This is a genomic window from Polyangium spumosum, assembly GCF_009649845.1.
Taxonomy (GTDB): domain Bacteria; phylum Myxococcota_A; class Polyangia; order Polyangiales; family Polyangiaceae; genus Polyangium; species Polyangium spumosum.
On the sequence record NZ_WJIE01000005.1, the window covers coordinates 268,181 to 282,752 of the forward strand.

Below are 14,572 nucleotides of genomic sequence, written 5' to 3' on the forward strand. Positions count from 1 at the left end.
GCGGGACGCGTGGTAGCCTCCCGCGCCATGCGTCGGTTCGAGTTCGTCGATGGGTCGTCGAAGAAGTTCTGGCAGATCGAGCGCGAGGGCGCGAAGCTCACGATCCAATGGGGCAAGATCGGCACGGCCGGTCAAAGCCAGGAGAAGGATCTTCCGAGCGAGCAGAAGGCGCAGGCCGAGCACGACAAGCTCGTCACGGAGAAGACCAAAAAGGGATATGTCGAGGTCGCGGCGGCTATGGCCGGCGCATCGAGCCCGAGCCCCGCGCCGAGGGCCGCGAAAAAGGCCGAGCCGCCTCCGGCCGAGCCGGCCCCGGCGCCCGCGCCTGCGCCCGCGTCCGCGTCCGCGGACGAGAAACCCGTCATTGAGCTCGACGCGGCTCGTTTCGTCTACCCCAGCACGTCCGTGCCCCATCGCAAGGGGCTCTTGCGCCCCTCCGCCGCCGATCTCGCGGCCGATCCCTGGCAGGCCGTCCGGACGGCGTGGATCCCGTGGGCGCCGCATTGTCCCTGGGACGAAATGGAGATCCCCGTCGAGATCGCGCCGGCCATTCGCGAGGCGCGCGCCTTCCTCGAAGGCACGGGCCCGACCGCGCTCTCTCCGCTCGCCGCGGCCGCGGTCTTCTCGCTGCTCGAAGTGCCTTTCGGAGGGGGCGCGTATCCCATTCTGCGTGCGCTCGCCGCGGCATCCGTCGCGAAGGACGGCCCGGCGTGGCTCATCGACATGGTCCTCGCCGCGATACGCGTCCGCCTCGAGCCGTCGCCCTACTACATCCGCAACAAGGAGGCCCCCGCGTTCCGCGGGTTCGTCCATCTCCCGGAGACCGTGGGCGTCTCCGAGATCGCGGGGGGCCCGACGAGCTTCTTCGCGTTTTACACGCAAAACCTCCCCGAGGACACCTACGCCGCCCTCGTCGAGGCCGTCTCGGCCCGCTGGCCCACGCTCTCCTACTGGCAGAAGCGCACCGTCCTCGCCTTGATCCCCGATCACACGCCCCTCGCCGACGCGCTCGGCGAGGAGTGGCTCGCGTGTGATGGTCACGTCGAAGGCTACGTCAAGCCCTCGTACGACAAGGACGGCATCAAGCCGGACTTCTATTTCGCCTATTCGCGCCCCATCCTCGTCAAGCTCGCGAAGAAGAGCGTGGCGATGTCGTTCTCGGGCAGCTACCTCGGCAACCATCTCTGGACCCTGCTCGGCCTCTGCGGCGCGGACGTCGTCCCCGTGTGCCGGATTCATTGCGACAACGCCGATTACGCGGCGTCCATCCGCGACGCGCTCGAGGTCGCGGGGTGCGTGCGCGGGGCCGAGACCGCCTCGCTCATGGCCTCGCAGCTCGCGCAGAAACGCGAGATCGCCGAGGTCGCCGAGAAATGGCTCCTGAAGAACCCCGCGCTCGCCGTCCCCCCGCTCGCGGACGCGATCGCCGCGGCCTCGGCGCTCGGCGATCGCGCCGCGCCGGTTTTTTTGCAGATCGACCGGACAACCCCTGGCCTCGCCGACAAACTCGACCTCCGCCCCGCCGCGCGCTCGGCGCTCCAGAAGCTCCGCGAGAAGATGGCCCCGCGGCCCGAGGCGTCGCCGGACGAGTTGCCCCGCATCCTCGCGAATCCGCCCTGGCTCTCGGGCAAACGCGCCGCCGCGCTCCCCGTCGTCGCGAACGTCGCGATGAAGGCGTACCCCGAGGTGCTGCACGACGAGGACGGGAGCCTCGCGCTGGTGAAAGCGGAGCGCGAGGCCGCGTGGAAAGGCTACAAGATGTCGTTCGCCACGGCCTCCGAGAACGTGGGCAAACGCTGGTACGGGAAGTACGTCTCGCAAAACTCGATGCAGCTCTCGGAGGCGGACCTGAGACGAGCCTTCGCCGAGTGGCCCGCCGACGCATGGGGCGCCGGGTATCACCCGCTCGTCCCGCTCGCCGTCCTCGGCCCCGACGCGATCGGCGGGTATCCGCGCATCGCCCAGAGCAATACGGCGCTCTTTTCGGCCGCGCTCGCCGACATCATGGAATCTCCGCGGCTCGCGGCCTTCTTCGCCCACGCCCGCTCGGTCAAATCCGCGCGGAAATCGGCCGAACGATGGTTCTCGAAGTTCCCGAAGGCCGCGGCCGTCGGCCTCGTCCCCGTGGCCGTCGGCGCACATACCCAGGCGCGGGAACGCGCGGAGGAAGCGCTGCGCTTTCTGGTCGCGAAGGGCCACGGTGAAATCGTCCGCGAGGTCGCCGAATCGTACGGCCCCGAGGTCGAGGCCGCCGTGAAGGCCGTCCTCTCCGCGGATCCGCGGGACCGGATCCCCGCGAAATTGCCGAAGATCGGCGATTGGGCCCGAAGCGAGGCCCTGCCGACGTTGCTGCTCGCGGGCCGCGAAAAGGCCCTGCCGAAATCGGCCGTCGAGGCCCTCTTCGTCATGCTGGCGATCTGCACGCCGGAGAACGTGTACGCCGGCGTGGAGGACGTGATCGCCGCCTGCGATCGGGCCTCACTGGAGGATTTCTCCTGGGCGATCTTCAACGAATGGCAGCGCGCCGGCGGCCCCTCCAAGGAGGCGTGGGGGATGCAGCAGCTCGGGCTCCTCGGCGGTGACGACGTCGCGCGCAAGCTCACGCCGCTCATCCGCGCGTGGCCCGGGGAGAACCTCCAGGCCCGCGCCGTCTCGGGCCTCGACATCCTCGCGCGTATCGGCTCCGACCTCGCCTTGATGCACATCCATGGCATCGCGCAGAAGGTGAAGTTCAAAGGCCTGCAGGAGAAGGCCCGCGAGAAGATGGACGAGATCGCGCAGAACCGCGGCCTCTCCGCCGACGAGCTCGCCGACCGGCTCGTGCCCGACCTCGACCTCGACGCGGACGGCTCGCGCACGCTCGATTTCGGCCCCCGGCAGTTCCGCGTCGGTTTCGACGAGGCCCTGAAGCCGTTCGTCGTGGATTCGTCCGGAAAAACGCTCACGGATCTCCCGAAGCCGAACAAATCGGACGACGCCGCGAAGGCCAAGGAGGCCGACGCGACCTGGAAGGCGCTGAAGAAGGACGTCAAGGCGATCGCGCAGAACCAGATCACGCGCCTCGAGCTCGCGATGTGCGCGGAGCGGCGCTGGGAGGTCGGTTCGTTCCGCGCCCTCTTCCTCGAACATCCGCTCCTCGTGCACCTCGTGCGGCGTCTCGTCTGGGGCGTCTATACCGAGGAAGGAAAATATCTCGCGGCCTTCCGCGTCGCCGAGGACAGCTCGCTCGCCGACGCGGACGACGCGGCGTTCAATCTGCCCGACGGCGCATACGTCGGGATCGTCCACCCGCTCGCGCTGCCCGAGGCCACGCGGGCGGCCTTCGGCCAGATCCTCGGCGATTACAGCATCGTCCAGCCCTTCCCCCAGATCGGCCGCGACACCTATGCCCCGACCGACGCCGAGGTGAACGACAGCAACATCAAGCGCCGCGCGGGGCAATTCGTGCCGGTGGGCAAGATCCTCGGCCTCGTCGAGCGCGGCTGGCGCAAGGGGCAACCGCAGGACGCGGGCTGGATCTGGGACATGTACAAGCCTTTGTCGGGCGGATGGACCGCGACGCTCCATCTGCGCACCGGCATCAGCGCCGACATGCAAATGACGGAGCCGAAGCAGGAGATCGGAGAGGTTCACGTCTCGAAGGGCCGGAACCACGACTCCGTCAAGCTCGGCACGCTCGGGCCGGTCGTGTTTTCGGAGCTCGTGCGGGACCTCGTGCAGCTCGGGAGCGCCTCGTGAAGAAGAAACAAGCGGCATTGCAGCGCGCGCCGGCGGAGCTCCTGTTCAAGGACGAGCTCGCGCGGCTCGCCGCGGAGGACACGGGCCCTCGCCCGCCCGGCTGGAGGCTCTCGCCGAGAGCCGTGCGGGCCTTCGTGCTCGGCGAGCCGTCGCGCGACATCAAGCCGAAATTCGTGGGCCATTCCGCGGTGATCGATCGGGCCATGGTCTCGCTCGCGACCTCGCGCGGCCTCTTGCTCATCGGCGAGCCCGGCACCGCGAAGAGCTGGCTCTCGGAGCTGCTCGCCGCGGCGATCTGCGGGCAATCGACGCTGACGGTGCAGGGCAGCGCGGCCACGAGCGAGGATCAGATCAAGTATTCGTGGAACTACGCATTGCTCCTCGCCGAGGGCCCGGGTGAACGTGCGCTCGTGCCCGGCCCCGTGCTCACGGGGATGCGCGAGGGCAAGGTCGTGCGATTCGAGGAGATCACGCGTTGCCCGGCCGAGGTGCAGGACGGGCTGCTCTCGATCCTCTCGGACCGCGTCCTCACGGTCCCCGAGCTCGGCGAGCCGGGCGTGGTCTTCGCGCGCGAGGGCTTCAACGTCATCGCCACGGCGAACACCCGCGACCGCGGGGTCAACGAGATGAGCGCGGCCCTCAAGCGCCGCTTCAATTTCGAGACGCTGTTCCCCATCGGCGACCTTTCGGCCGAGATCGAGCTCGTCCGCCGTGAATCCACGCGCCTGCTCGACGCGTCGGGCGTCAAGATGGTTTTACCGGAGCCGGTGCTCGAGGTCCTCGTCACCACGTTCCGCGAGCTCCGCACGGGGATCGCGGCCGACGGCCAGCCCGTCGAGCGGCTCTCGACCGTGCTCTCCACGGCCGAGGCGGTCTCGGTCGCGCACGCCGTCGGGGTCCGGGCGGCGTTCCTCGGCGACGGCGCGGCGCACCCGGGGGACGTGATCGATTGCCTCGCGGGCGCCGCGGTGAAGGACAACGCCGAGGACCTGGAGAAGCTCCGTCGTTATCTCGAGACCGTGGTGAGCAAGCGCAAGGCGCCGCATTGGGCCGCGCTGCACGCGGCGCGGTCGAGGCTCTAGGCCGTGGCGGGCCGGCTCCACGTCGTCGGCGTACGGCACCACAGCCCCGCGTGCGCGCGGCTCGTCTCGGCCGTGCTCGCGCGTGTCGACCCGGCCGTGGTGCTGATCGAAGGTCCGGCCGACTGGAACGAGAAAATGGCGGAGCTCGCGCTCGATCACGCGCCGCCCATCGCCATCTTCACGCATTACCTCACCGAGGACGGCCCCGTCTCGTCCTTCACGCCGTTCTGCGCGTTCTCTCCGGAGTGGATCGCGCTCCGGTGGGCATTCGAGCACGACAAACTCGTGCGGTTCTGCGACCTGCCCTCGTGGAGCAAGGCGTTCGTCGGGGTCGAGAATCGTTATCGCGACGAGGACGATCGATACGAACGGGCCGTCCTCGCGCTCTGCCGCCGCACCGGCACCTCCGACCTCGACGCGTTGTGGGATCACCTGTTCGAGGGCCGCTCCCCCGACGAGCTCGAGCCCGCGCTCGAGGCTTATTTCCAGCAAATACGCGGCGACGCAGAGGCCGACGAGCGCGACGCGCCTCGCGAGGCCTTCATGCGCGCCCATGCCTCGTGGGCGCTCACGCGCGGCGACGTCGTGCTCATTTGTGGCGGTTATCATGCGCCCGCGCTCGCCGATGCCCTGCCCGGCGGCCCCGAGCCCGTCCCGCCCGCGCCCTCGCTCGGCGGCCAGAGCCACCTCGTGCCCTGGACCTATACCCGCATGGACAGCTTCGCCGGATACCAGGCCGGTATGCCCTCGCCGATGTGGTGGGAGCTCGAATGGAAGCTCGGCGCGGACGTCGCGGAGGCCATGATCGAGCGCAGCATCGCGGCGCTCCGGTCGAATACGCAAAAGCCCACGGTCGCCGACCATATCGCCGCGCGTACGGGCATTCAGGCGCTCGCGGCGCTGCGGGGGCACGAGACGCCGAAGCGCGTGGACGTGCTCGACGGGCTGCTCTCCGCGCTCGTCCGCGAGCCGCTCCCCGGCCCGCCGCCGTGGTCGCGGCGCGGAATCGTGACGGGTGATCTCCACCCGACCCTCGCCACGCTGCTCCGCACCTTCACGGGGGATCGCGTCGGCCGTTTGTCCGCGGAGACCAAGCGCCCGCCGCTGCTCCGCGACGTGCACGAGACGCTCGCGAGGCTCGGGCTCTCGCCGCCGAGAAACCCCCGAACCATCTCGCTCGACTGGCGCATCGAGGGGGACCGCGACAAACTGCGGGCCCTGCATCGCCTGCGGTTGCTGGGGATCCCGGGGTTCGTCCGGACATCCGGCCCTTCGTGGGGCACGGACGCAAAGATGGCCGAGGCGTTTCGACTCGTATGGCGGCCCGATCAGGATCCGGCGATCATCGAGGCCTCCCGCTGGGGCTCGACGCTCGAAGGCGCGGTCTCCTTGCTCCTCTCGCACCGCTTGCTCGAGGCCGAGACGCTCGGCGCGCGCGTGGACGCGCTCGGGGACGCGGCGTTCGTGGGGCTCACGAAGCTCGCGGGCGAGATCGTCGAGCTCGTGGCGAATGCGGTGGCGAGCACGCCCTCGCTCGGCGCGCTCGGGCCGGCCGTGGAAAAACTCCTCGGATTGTGGCGCCACGGCGAATGGCTGGAGGTCGTCGGAGCCCCGCTCTTTTCGCCCGTGCTACGCGCGGCCGGCGAGCGGTCGCTCTCGCTCCTCGCGGGCATTCAGGGGACGGATCTGCTCCCGGCCGATCTCCAGGCGATGCGCGCGCTCGCCGAGCTCTTGCGCCACGGCGAGGCGCTCGGCCTCGATCCGGTCGATGGCCGCGCCGCGCTCGCGCGCAGGATCACGGACCGGGCCGCGCCCGCGATGCTGCGCGGCGCGGCGCTCGGGGCGATCTGGCTGCTCGACTCCGAGGCGGCGCCCGTCGATACGGCCATCGACGGCGCGCTCTCCGCCTCGTCGGAGGGGCGGCTCGGCGATTACCTCGCGGGCCTGTTCGCCCTGGCGCGCGGGCCTGCATTGCGTGACGATCGGCTCGTCGGCGCCGTCGACGCGGCCCTCGGCAAGCTCGACGACGACGCGTTCCTCGTCGCGCTGCCCGCCTTGCGCCTCGCCTTTTCGTGGTTTCCTCCGGCCGAGCGCGCGCGTATCGGCGCGCTCCTCGCGGGGCGCTGGGGCAAACGGCCGGATGCGTCGTGGATCGGGGACGTCCCCGCCGACGTGTTGCAGGCTGGGCTCGCGCTCGACGCGCGGGTCCTCTCGTGGGGCCGCGCGCTCGGGGTGCTCGAATGAACCGCTACGACGCGGAGACCCGGTGGCGGCTGCTCCTCGGCCCGGCCGGAGACGAAGGGCTCGGCGCCGCGGAGGGCGGAATGCAGGGCGAGGTGAGCGACCTCGAGCGCGCCCTCTCCTGGCTTTACGATCGCGAGATCGACGGCGAGAAGACCCGCTCGATCGCGCGCGGCGGCGGACCGGGCAGCGGCCCCGATCATCCGCTCGACGTGCCCGAATGGATCAACCAGATTCACGAGCTCTTCCCGAAAGAGGCCATCGAGCGCCTCGAATCCGACGCGCTGCACCGGTATGGCATCCTCGACGTGGTCACGCGAAAGGAGGTGCTCGAGCACGTCACGCCTTCGCTCGCGCTCGTCGAGGCGATCCTGCGCTGCAAATCCCGCATGACGTCGCCGGTGCTCGACGCCGCGCGCAAGCTGGTCGCCCAGGTCGTGGAGGAGCTCAGAAAGCGCCTCTGTGACGAGATCGAGCATCGCCTCGGCGCGACGCCCTTCCGGCACCGGCGCTCGCGCTTCCGCGTGGCGCGGAACCTCGACGCGCTCCGGACCATCCGGAGAAACCTCCAGCACTGGGATCCCGATACCCGAAAGCTCGTCATCGAGCGCCCCGAGTTCTTCGCCCGCGTTCGCCGCTTCGGGCCACGTCATCAGGTGATCGTGCTCGTCGACCAGTCCGGCTCGATGGCGCGCAACATCATTCACGCGGCCGTGCTCGCCTCGGTCCTCTGGAAGCTCCCGTCCACGCGCTCGCATCTCGTCGTGTACGACACGGAGGTCGTCGATCTGACGCAATACGTGGACGATCCCGTCGAGCTCCTCCTGCGCGTGCAGCTCGGCGGAGGCACGGACGGGGCGAAGGCGCTGCGATACGCGGCGGAGCTCGTGGACGTGCCACATCGGACGATCTTGCTCTGGATCACCGATTTCGAGGATCACGCGGACAAACTCGTGCGTGAGGTGACCTCGCTCGTGGGGGGAGGCGTGACGGTGTTCGGGGCGGCCTCGCTCGACGATCAGGTGCGCGGCGCGTACGACCACGGGGTCGCGCAGGCGGTCTCCGACGCGGGGGCGCACGTGGCGGCCACGACGCCGCGCGAGCTCGTCGGCTGGCTCGTGGAGAGGATGCGGCGATGAGGGCGGATCTCGCGGCCATGACGCCCGAGGCGCTCGCCGCGCTGGCGAACGTGGGGCTCGTGAAGCGCGCCCAGCGCGAAATCGAGGGCGGCCAGGGCCCGGTCGTCCACGAGGAGGAGGGCGGCGTCGTCGTCGCGACGTTCCCGGACGGCATTTCGACGCGGCTCTTGCCGGGCCATGCGCTGAAGGACACGCCCTGCGGCTGCGGGGCGAAGTCGGTTTGTCGTCACCGCGTCGCGGCGGTGCTCGTGTATGCGGCGGGCGCCGGCTCCGAGACGCGGCCCCCCTGGCAAATCGGCTCGGAGGAGCTCTTGGTTTGGCTGGGCGAACGGGCCTCGCTCGTGGACGCCGCCGAGGCCGCCGGGGTCGACGTCGAGCTCGGGACGAGCCCGCCGATCGCGCGTTTCTCCGGGTGCGCCGTGCGGTTCCTGGCGGGGGCCGATCTCGGGCATGCGCGGTGTGATTGCGCATCTACGCGCTGCGTGCACGTGCCGCTCGCGGTCCGGGCTTTTTGGCGCCTCTCCGCGGAAGCGCGCTCGCGAGGCGGCGGGCAGGTGCGCCTCGGTCCGCCGCCGAGGCCGACGATCCCGGCGTCCGTGCTCGACGGCGTGGAGGGCCTCCTCGGAAAGACCCTCGCGCGCGGGCTCGCGGACGCCCGCGGGCTCGCGCAGGCGCGCGAGGAGGTCCGCGCTCGATTGAAGGAATATCCCTGGCTCGACGGGCTCTTCGAGGACATCGAGGCGCAACGCGTGGCCTGGGAGAGCCGATCGGCATTACACGACGCCGGCGAGGTGCGGAGGCTGCTCGCCGAGGGATGGGCGCGGGCGCGGGCGGCGAGGAGCGGCGGCGATCCTGCCGCGTTGCTCGGCCTCGGCGAGCCACTCGAGGTTCCGCTCGAACGGGCGCGGCTGATCTCGCTCGGCGCGCGGCTCTCGGCCGCGGGGACCGCGCGCTCCCTGGAGGTGCTCTTCTGGGACGGCGCCTCGGTCGTGTCCTGGTCCATATCGATCCCGGACAAGGTCGATCCGAGCACGATGATCTCCGTCGCGGGCACGCCGCTCGGCGTGATGGCCGGCGGGCAGATCCTCTCGCGGCACCTCGTTCGTTTGGCACGACGCACCATTGAAGTGAGGCGCGGCCGGGACACCACGGTGGTCCCGCAGCGCGGCGATTGGGGCGACATCCCCGCGCCGTTTGGCTTCTCCGGCCCCGCGGCGCTCTTCACCGACGAGGCGAGCCGGCCCCCCTCGTTCTTGCGCCCGCGCGCGCGCACGGCGGCGCTCCGGGTCGTCGCGACGAACGGGGGCGTGCAGGGTTTGTCGTGGTCGCCGGGTCGACAAACCTTGTCGGGGTGGATCGAGGAGGGGGGCGCGGAGCTCCGCCTGGAGCGAGCCCACGAATGGTTTGCCCCCGGCGCGATCGCGGCGCTCGCGGAGGCGCTCCCCGCGGCGCGTTATGTCTCGGGCTGGCTGCGCGAATCGAGGGGCGGGCGGGTGCTCGAGCCGATCGCGGTGGTGACCGATCGTGTCGTCGTGCCGGATCTCTCGCCCGCCGCGCCGATCCCCGCGCTCCCGGTCGCCGCGCCCGAGGCGAGAGACCTGCTCGGCGCCGCGCTCGGGCGGCTCGAATCGGCGCTCGACGCGCTGGCCCAGGACGGCGTGCTCGCGGCCCGGATCCCTCCGCTCGCGCCGGCTCTCTCGGCGGTTGGATTGCGCGCGATGGCGGCGACGTATTCGCGGCTCGAAGCGGCGCGGGCGGCGGGAGACCTCGGCGAGGCAACCCAAGCGTGGGCCGACGCGGCGATCCAGGCGGCGCTCGCGCGGGCCTGAGAGGGCGCGACCGCCGCGCGCTTCGATGGCAAGAATGCGCCGACGAAAAGCGTTGACCGGGCTCCCTTCCTGCGTAAAGCATCCCCTGGCTTTTTAAAAGGAGAAAATCGATGCTTCTCGAAAACAAGGTCATCATCGTCACCGGAGCGACGTCGGGCATTGGCGCGGCGACCGCGCTGGAGGCGGCGCGCCAGGGGGCGAAGGTGGTCCTCGCGGGCCGCCGCGAGGACAAGGGCGAGGCGCTCGCGGAGCGCATCCGCGCCGAGGGCGGGAAGGCGCTCTTCGTACGTACGGACGTCTGCAGGGCCGAGGACATCGAGGCGCTGGTGGCGCGCACGCTGCAAGTCTTCGAGCGCCTGGACGGCGCGTTCAACAACGCGGGGATCCCCGGGCCGGTCGGGACGTTTGTGGACGTGCCGCCGGAGGAATACCGCAGGCTCATGGCGATCAACCTCGATTCCGTGCTCCTGTGCATGCAGCACCAGATCCGGGCGATGCGCAAGAGCGGCGGCGGATCGATCGTGAACTGCGCGTCCATCCTGGGCCTGGTTGGGGCGCCGGCCTTCTCGGCTTATTCGACGGCGAAGCATGGGCTCGTGGGGATGAGCAAAGCGGCGGCGCTCGACCACGCCGCCGAGGGGATCCGCGTGAACGCCGTGCTGCCCGGGCCGGTGGAGACGGAGATCTGGAACCACGTGAATCAGGGCGAGGCGGTCTTCGCGGCGTTCACGTCGGGCGTGCCGATGCAACGTTATGCGCGCGCGGAGGAGGTGGCGAGGCCCGTGGTCTTCCTCCTGTCGTCGTGGTCTTCGTACGTGACGGGCACGTCCCTGGCGATCGACGGCGGTTATACGAGCCGCTGAGGTCGCCATTCCAAGGAGGGGCCGGATGCAGTTCAATCGGCGCACGTTTTCGGCTCTCGCGCTCGGCACGCTCGTCGGGTGTGAGGAGCGCTCGTCCGGGACTGCATCCGCGCCCGCTGCGGCTCCTGCGTCCGCACCCGCTCCCGCATCCGCGTCCGCATCCGCGCCCCCTCCCGCCGAATACATCCCTCCTCTTCTCCGCGCCCATCCCGGCCTCGCGCCGCGCCTGCCTCGCCTGCCGCTCGGCCTCTTGCCCACGCCCGTCGAGCGCGCCACGAAGCTCGCCGCGAAGGCCGCGATCGCGGGGCTCCACGTCAAGCGAGACGACCTCTCCGGCGCGGCGTACGGCGGGGGCAAGACCCGAAAGCTCGAGTTTTTCCTGGCCGATGCCCGCGCGAAGGACACGCGCGAGATCGTCACGTTCGGCGCCTTCGGCTCGAATCAAGCGGTCGCGACGGCCCTTTATGGCGCCGCGCAGGGATTCGCGGTCACGCTCCTGCTCGCCCCGCAGACGCCGAGCCCGTACGTCCGGAAAAACCTGCTCGCCGCGCGCCGCGCCGGGGCCACGATCCGGGTCGTGCACGGCGGCGTCGCGGAGGCCGAGGCCCTGGCGAAACGGGCGGCGAAGGGGGCCAAGGGCCGGGCGCCGTACCTCGTCCCGCCCGGGGGCTCGTCGCCGCTCGGGAACCTCGCTTTCGTCAATGCGGCCCTCGAGCTCGCCGAGCAGGTCGGCGCCGGGGTTTGCCCTCTGCCCGATTGCATCTACCTCGCCATGGGCACCATGGGCAGCGCCGTCGGGCTCGCGCTCGGGCTCGAGCTCGCCGGGCTCCGGACCGAGGTCGTCGCCGTGCGCACGTCGAGCCCCGAGACGTCGAGTGAAGCGCGCTTCTTCGCGATGGCCAAGCAGACCGTGGCGTTCGCGCGTTCGCTCGATCCGACCTTCCCCGAGGCGCGCCTCGGCCGCGCCCGCGTGCGATTCTCGACGAACCACCTCGGCGCGGGATATGGCGCGCCCACACGAAAAGGAGAACGCGCGATCGCGCTCGCGGCGGAGACGGAGGGGATGACGCTCGAGCCGACCTACACCGGAAAAACCTTGGCCGCGTTGCTCGACGACGCCGAGCGGCTCGCCGGGAAGGTCGTCCTCTTCTGGAACTCGCACAGCAGCCGGCCGCTCCTGACCGAGGGCGTAAAAAGCGAAGATTTTCCCCCCGTTCTCCGGGGAATCGTCGCCGAGCGCTGAGCCCTTTACTTCTTCTCTTCGGGGGCGCCGGGCCGCGCGTCGCGTGGCCTCTCCGCGATCGCCGGGTCGATCCACGGGAGCGTCCTCCGCAAAATCTCCAGCGGAATGGGCGGCCGCTCCGCCGGGGGGCCCGAGACCACGATGTCCCTCTCGATCGCGGCGAGCGTCTCCCGCCCGAGCTTGCGCGCCGGCTCGACCGTGATTTGCGGGCCCTCGTGCCGATCGCTGTCGACCTCGATCGCGGCGAGCGTCTCCCGCCCGAGCTTCGGCGCGGGCCCGATCGTGATCTGCGGCGCCTCGGTCACGAGCTCGTCGAGCTTGATCGCCGCAAGCGTCTCCTGCCCGAGCCTCGGCGCGGGCCCGATCGTGATCTGCGGCGCCTCGGTCACGAGCTCGTCGAGCTTGATCGCCGCCATGGACGCCTGCCCGAGCACCGCGGGCCCGCGCACCTCGATCGAGGGCCCGGCCCCCGGCTCCTCGCGCGGCGCGAGCAGCGCTTCAATCGCGCCGAGCTCGGCCTCGAACGCCGCGCGCGCGCCGGGGCGCCCCTCGGCAGAGGCCAGCGCGAGGCATACGACGAGCTTCGACGCCGCCACGGCGAGGCAAACCTCGAGGGGCCCCTGCCCGCCATAAGGAACGAGCTCGCCGCGGGGCAAGCTCGTCGCCGCGACCCCACGCCGATCCGATACGGCGTCCGCGAGGCGCGCGAGCTTGTTTCGCCCGATCTCGGGCATCTCTCGCGGCGCGTCGCGCGTCACGAGCGCGCCTTCACGCGTCAAAGCAAAAGCGAACTCCGCGCCGGCGACGATACGAAGACGCTCGAGAAGATCATCGAGGGTCGACATCGTAGCCAATGTATCCCGAAGCGTCCCCTCGTGGCTAGCCTCTTCACGGGGCCCAGCTCACGCCCACCGTACGGCTCACCACGACCCACGCATAAAGGCCGACGAGGGTCGCGGGCGGGGCGATCGGCTCCTGCCACCTCGCCGTCCGCGTGAGCGTCACTTGCAGCGGACAAGGCGCAGGCGCGGGAGGATCGAGGGACAGGAGCTCGGCCTGGAGAATGTCGTAGCTGCCCACGTCGTTCGGCAACGTGCGAAGGAGGGGGCGAATGCACGACCCGTCGACCGTCAGGCCGAGCACGTGGTCTCCCCCGGGCGCCGCATTCCAGGTGAGCGAGAGCGGAGCGTCCCCCGCGAGCGGCGCGACGGTGAGCCCGATCGGCGGCTGCACGGGGATCACCCGGTCGAGGACGCTCCGGTCCGCGGGGCGCTCGAGGTCGAGAATGATATCGTCCGACAAACTTTCGACCTCGGCCAGGTAGACGGGGCGATCGTCCTCCTCCACCTCGCGCAGCGCGAGGGTTTGTCCCGCCATGCCGAGGCGCAGCGTGTCCCCGCCCGATAAACGCAGCGGGCCGAGCGGGCTCGAGACACGCACGCGCACCGTGGCCCCTTGCCCCTCGTCGTTCGCGTCGATCGAGAGGGTCATGTCGAGCGTCGAGACGTCGGTCGAACGTACGGCGGGCTCGTCGCAACCCGCGAGCGCGAGGAGGCCGAAGAGGCCGAGCGCGAGGGCGCGCGGTCGCATCAGAACACCACGAGCCCGACGAAGAGGCCCCCTCCGATCGAACGATAGAGCCGGTACGGCTCGCCGCCCCGCACCTCGTCGATACGCAGGCGCGCGCCCACCTGCAAGAGCCCGCGGCTCACGCCGAGCTCGACGTCGTGCTCCTGGAGCGAGAGCTCGTTCGTCGTGATCGGCACGAAGCGGTAGTTCGTTTGAAGTCCAACGGTCTCGGTGGGGAAGATGCGGAAGCGCGCGAGGGCGAACGCCGCGCCGTGATAACCCGGGTCGAGCCAGACGGGGCGGCCGAGCTCGAAGGCCCCGCCCACGCCGAGGACAAACGATCCCGGCGCCCGGCCCTTCCAGCGAAGCGGCGCGACGAGGCCCGCGCCCGAGACGCCAATCTCGACCCGCGCATTCTCGTCGAACCCGATCGGGCCGCCGTGCAGGTGAATCTCGAAGCCGAGCCGCTCGTGCGGAAAACGCACGACGTCGAGGTCGATGACGCCGACGAGGACGTCGTAACGCGCGAGCGTGCCAAACCCGAGCCGCTTGAGGCCACGCACGTACAGGACACCCGCGCCGAGCCGCGCCATCTCCACCGTCGAGCGCTCGCGCGGCGCAGGCTGACCCGCGGCCAGCGCATGGGGAGCCGGGGCGGGATCGGGCGGCGGCGGCGGGAGCTCGGGCAGAGGATCGTCGGGCGGGGGCGTGACGTAGGCCGGCGGCGCCGCGCCGAGCACGAAGGGCGCGAGGGCGCAAAGGCAGAAAAGAGCGCCGGGGACGGCGCGAGCCCTCTGTCGTGAAGCTCGAATTTTCGTGGCAGTCGCGCGCATGGCTCACCCGCGTGGGACGAGGCGGACCTTACCAC

General features: G+C 70.8%; 10 protein-coding genes. 7 read left to right on the forward strand and 3 right to left on the reverse strand.

Annotated elements, in window-relative coordinates; all coding sequences use genetic code 11:
- Window positions 1-27: 27 nt before the first annotated feature.
- From GF068_RS18575 to GF068_RS18605, 7 genes are all read left to right on the forward strand, one after another.
- Window positions 28-3,738, forward strand: a complete 3,711-nt coding sequence (locus tag GF068_RS18575; protein WP_153820746.1) for a WGR and DUF4132 domain-containing protein — start codon at window positions 28-30, stop codon at window positions 3,736-3,738.
- The gene (locus tag GF068_RS18580; protein ID WP_170319534.1) at window positions 3,735-4,820 is read left to right on the forward strand and encodes an AAA family ATPase; all 1,086 of its coding nucleotides are present in this window, start codon (window positions 3,735-3,737) and stop codon (window positions 4,818-4,820) included. Before GF068_RS18575 ends, GF068_RS18580 begins: the two co-directional genes overlap by 4 nt.
- Window positions 4,821-4,823: 3 nt before the next feature.
- Complete coding sequence (locus tag GF068_RS18585; protein ID WP_153820748.1) at window positions 4,824-7,064, forward strand: DUF5682 family protein; 2,241 nt, start codon at window positions 4,824-4,826, stop codon at window positions 7,062-7,064.
- On the forward strand, window positions 7,061-8,200 hold the full coding sequence (locus GF068_RS18590) for a VWA domain-containing protein (RefSeq protein WP_153820749.1): 1,140 nt from the start codon (window positions 7,061-7,063) through the stop codon (window positions 8,198-8,200). The genes GF068_RS18585 and GF068_RS18590 overlap by 4 nt, the downstream gene beginning before the upstream one ends.
- Entirely contained in the window at window positions 8,197-10,029 is a 1,833-nt protein-coding gene (locus GF068_RS18595; protein ID WP_153820750.1) for a hypothetical protein, read from the forward strand. Before GF068_RS18590 ends, GF068_RS18595 begins: the two co-directional genes overlap by 4 nt.
- Before the next feature lie 110 nt (window positions 10,030-10,139).
- Window positions 10,140-10,892 carry an SDR family NAD(P)-dependent oxidoreductase gene (locus GF068_RS18600; protein ID WP_153820751.1) on the forward strand — a complete coding sequence of 251 codons (753 nt, stop codon included), beginning with the start codon at window positions 10,140-10,142 and terminating at the stop codon, window positions 10,890-10,892.
- 25 nt (window positions 10,893-10,917) lie between these two features.
- A complete protein-coding gene (locus GF068_RS18605; RefSeq protein ID WP_153820752.1) occupies window positions 10,918-12,135 on the forward strand; it encodes a 1-aminocyclopropane-1-carboxylate deaminase/D-cysteine desulfhydrase in 1,218 nt (405 codons plus the stop codon).
- A 5-nt stretch (window positions 12,136-12,140) separates the two neighbouring features.
- Here GF068_RS18605 and GF068_RS18610 read toward each other — a convergent pair whose 3' ends face one another.
- Genes GF068_RS18610 through GF068_RS18620 form a run of 3 tightly spaced genes read right to left on the reverse strand, consistent with a single transcriptional unit; the run spans window position 12,141 to window position 14,537 of the window.
- On the reverse strand, window positions 12,141-12,980 hold the full coding sequence (locus GF068_RS18610) for a hypothetical protein (protein ID WP_153820753.1): 840 nt from the start codon (window positions 12,978-12,980) through the stop codon (window positions 12,141-12,143).
- A 43-nt stretch (window positions 12,981-13,023) separates the two neighbouring features.
- Window positions 13,024-13,725, reverse strand: coding sequence for a hypothetical protein (locus GF068_RS18615; protein WP_153820754.1), 702 nt, complete (start codon window positions 13,723-13,725; stop codon window positions 13,024-13,026).
- Window positions 13,725-14,537, reverse strand: a complete 813-nt coding sequence (locus GF068_RS18620; RefSeq protein ID WP_153820755.1) for a hypothetical protein — start codon at window positions 14,535-14,537, stop codon at window positions 13,725-13,727. The genes GF068_RS18615 and GF068_RS18620 overlap by 1 nt, the downstream gene beginning before the upstream one ends.
- Window positions 14,538-14,572: the final 35 nt, after the last annotated feature.

What these genes read in the sequence shown, in the direction of transcription:
- GF068_RS18610 (WP_153820753.1), bottom strand. Translation starts at nt 12,980, where the DNA reads ATGTCGACCCTCGATGATCTTCTCGAGCGTCTTCGTATCGTCGCCGGC.
- GF068_RS18620 (WP_153820755.1), bottom strand. Translation starts at nt 14,537, where the DNA reads ATGCGCGCGACTGCCACGAAAATTCGAGCTTCACGACAGAGGGCTCGC.
- GF068_RS18595 (WP_153820750.1), top strand. Translation starts at nt 8,197, where the DNA reads ATGAGGGCGGATCTCGCGGCCATGACGCCCGAGGCGCTCGCCGCGCTG.
- GF068_RS18575 (WP_153820746.1), top strand. Translation starts at nt 28, where the DNA reads ATGCGTCGGTTCGAGTTCGTCGATGGGTCGTCGAAGAAGTTCTGGCAG.
- GF068_RS18590 (WP_153820749.1), top strand. Translation starts at nt 7,061, where the DNA reads ATGAACCGCTACGACGCGGAGACCCGGTGGCGGCTGCTCCTCGGCCCG.
- GF068_RS18615 (WP_153820754.1), bottom strand. Translation starts at nt 13,725, where the DNA reads ATGCGACCGCGCGCCCTCGCGCTCGGCCTCTTCGGCCTCCTCGCGCTC.
- GF068_RS18600 (WP_153820751.1), top strand. Translation starts at nt 10,140, where the DNA reads ATGCTTCTCGAAAACAAGGTCATCATCGTCACCGGAGCGACGTCGGGC.
- GF068_RS18605 (WP_153820752.1), top strand. Translation starts at nt 10,918, where the DNA reads ATGCAGTTCAATCGGCGCACGTTTTCGGCTCTCGCGCTCGGCACGCTC.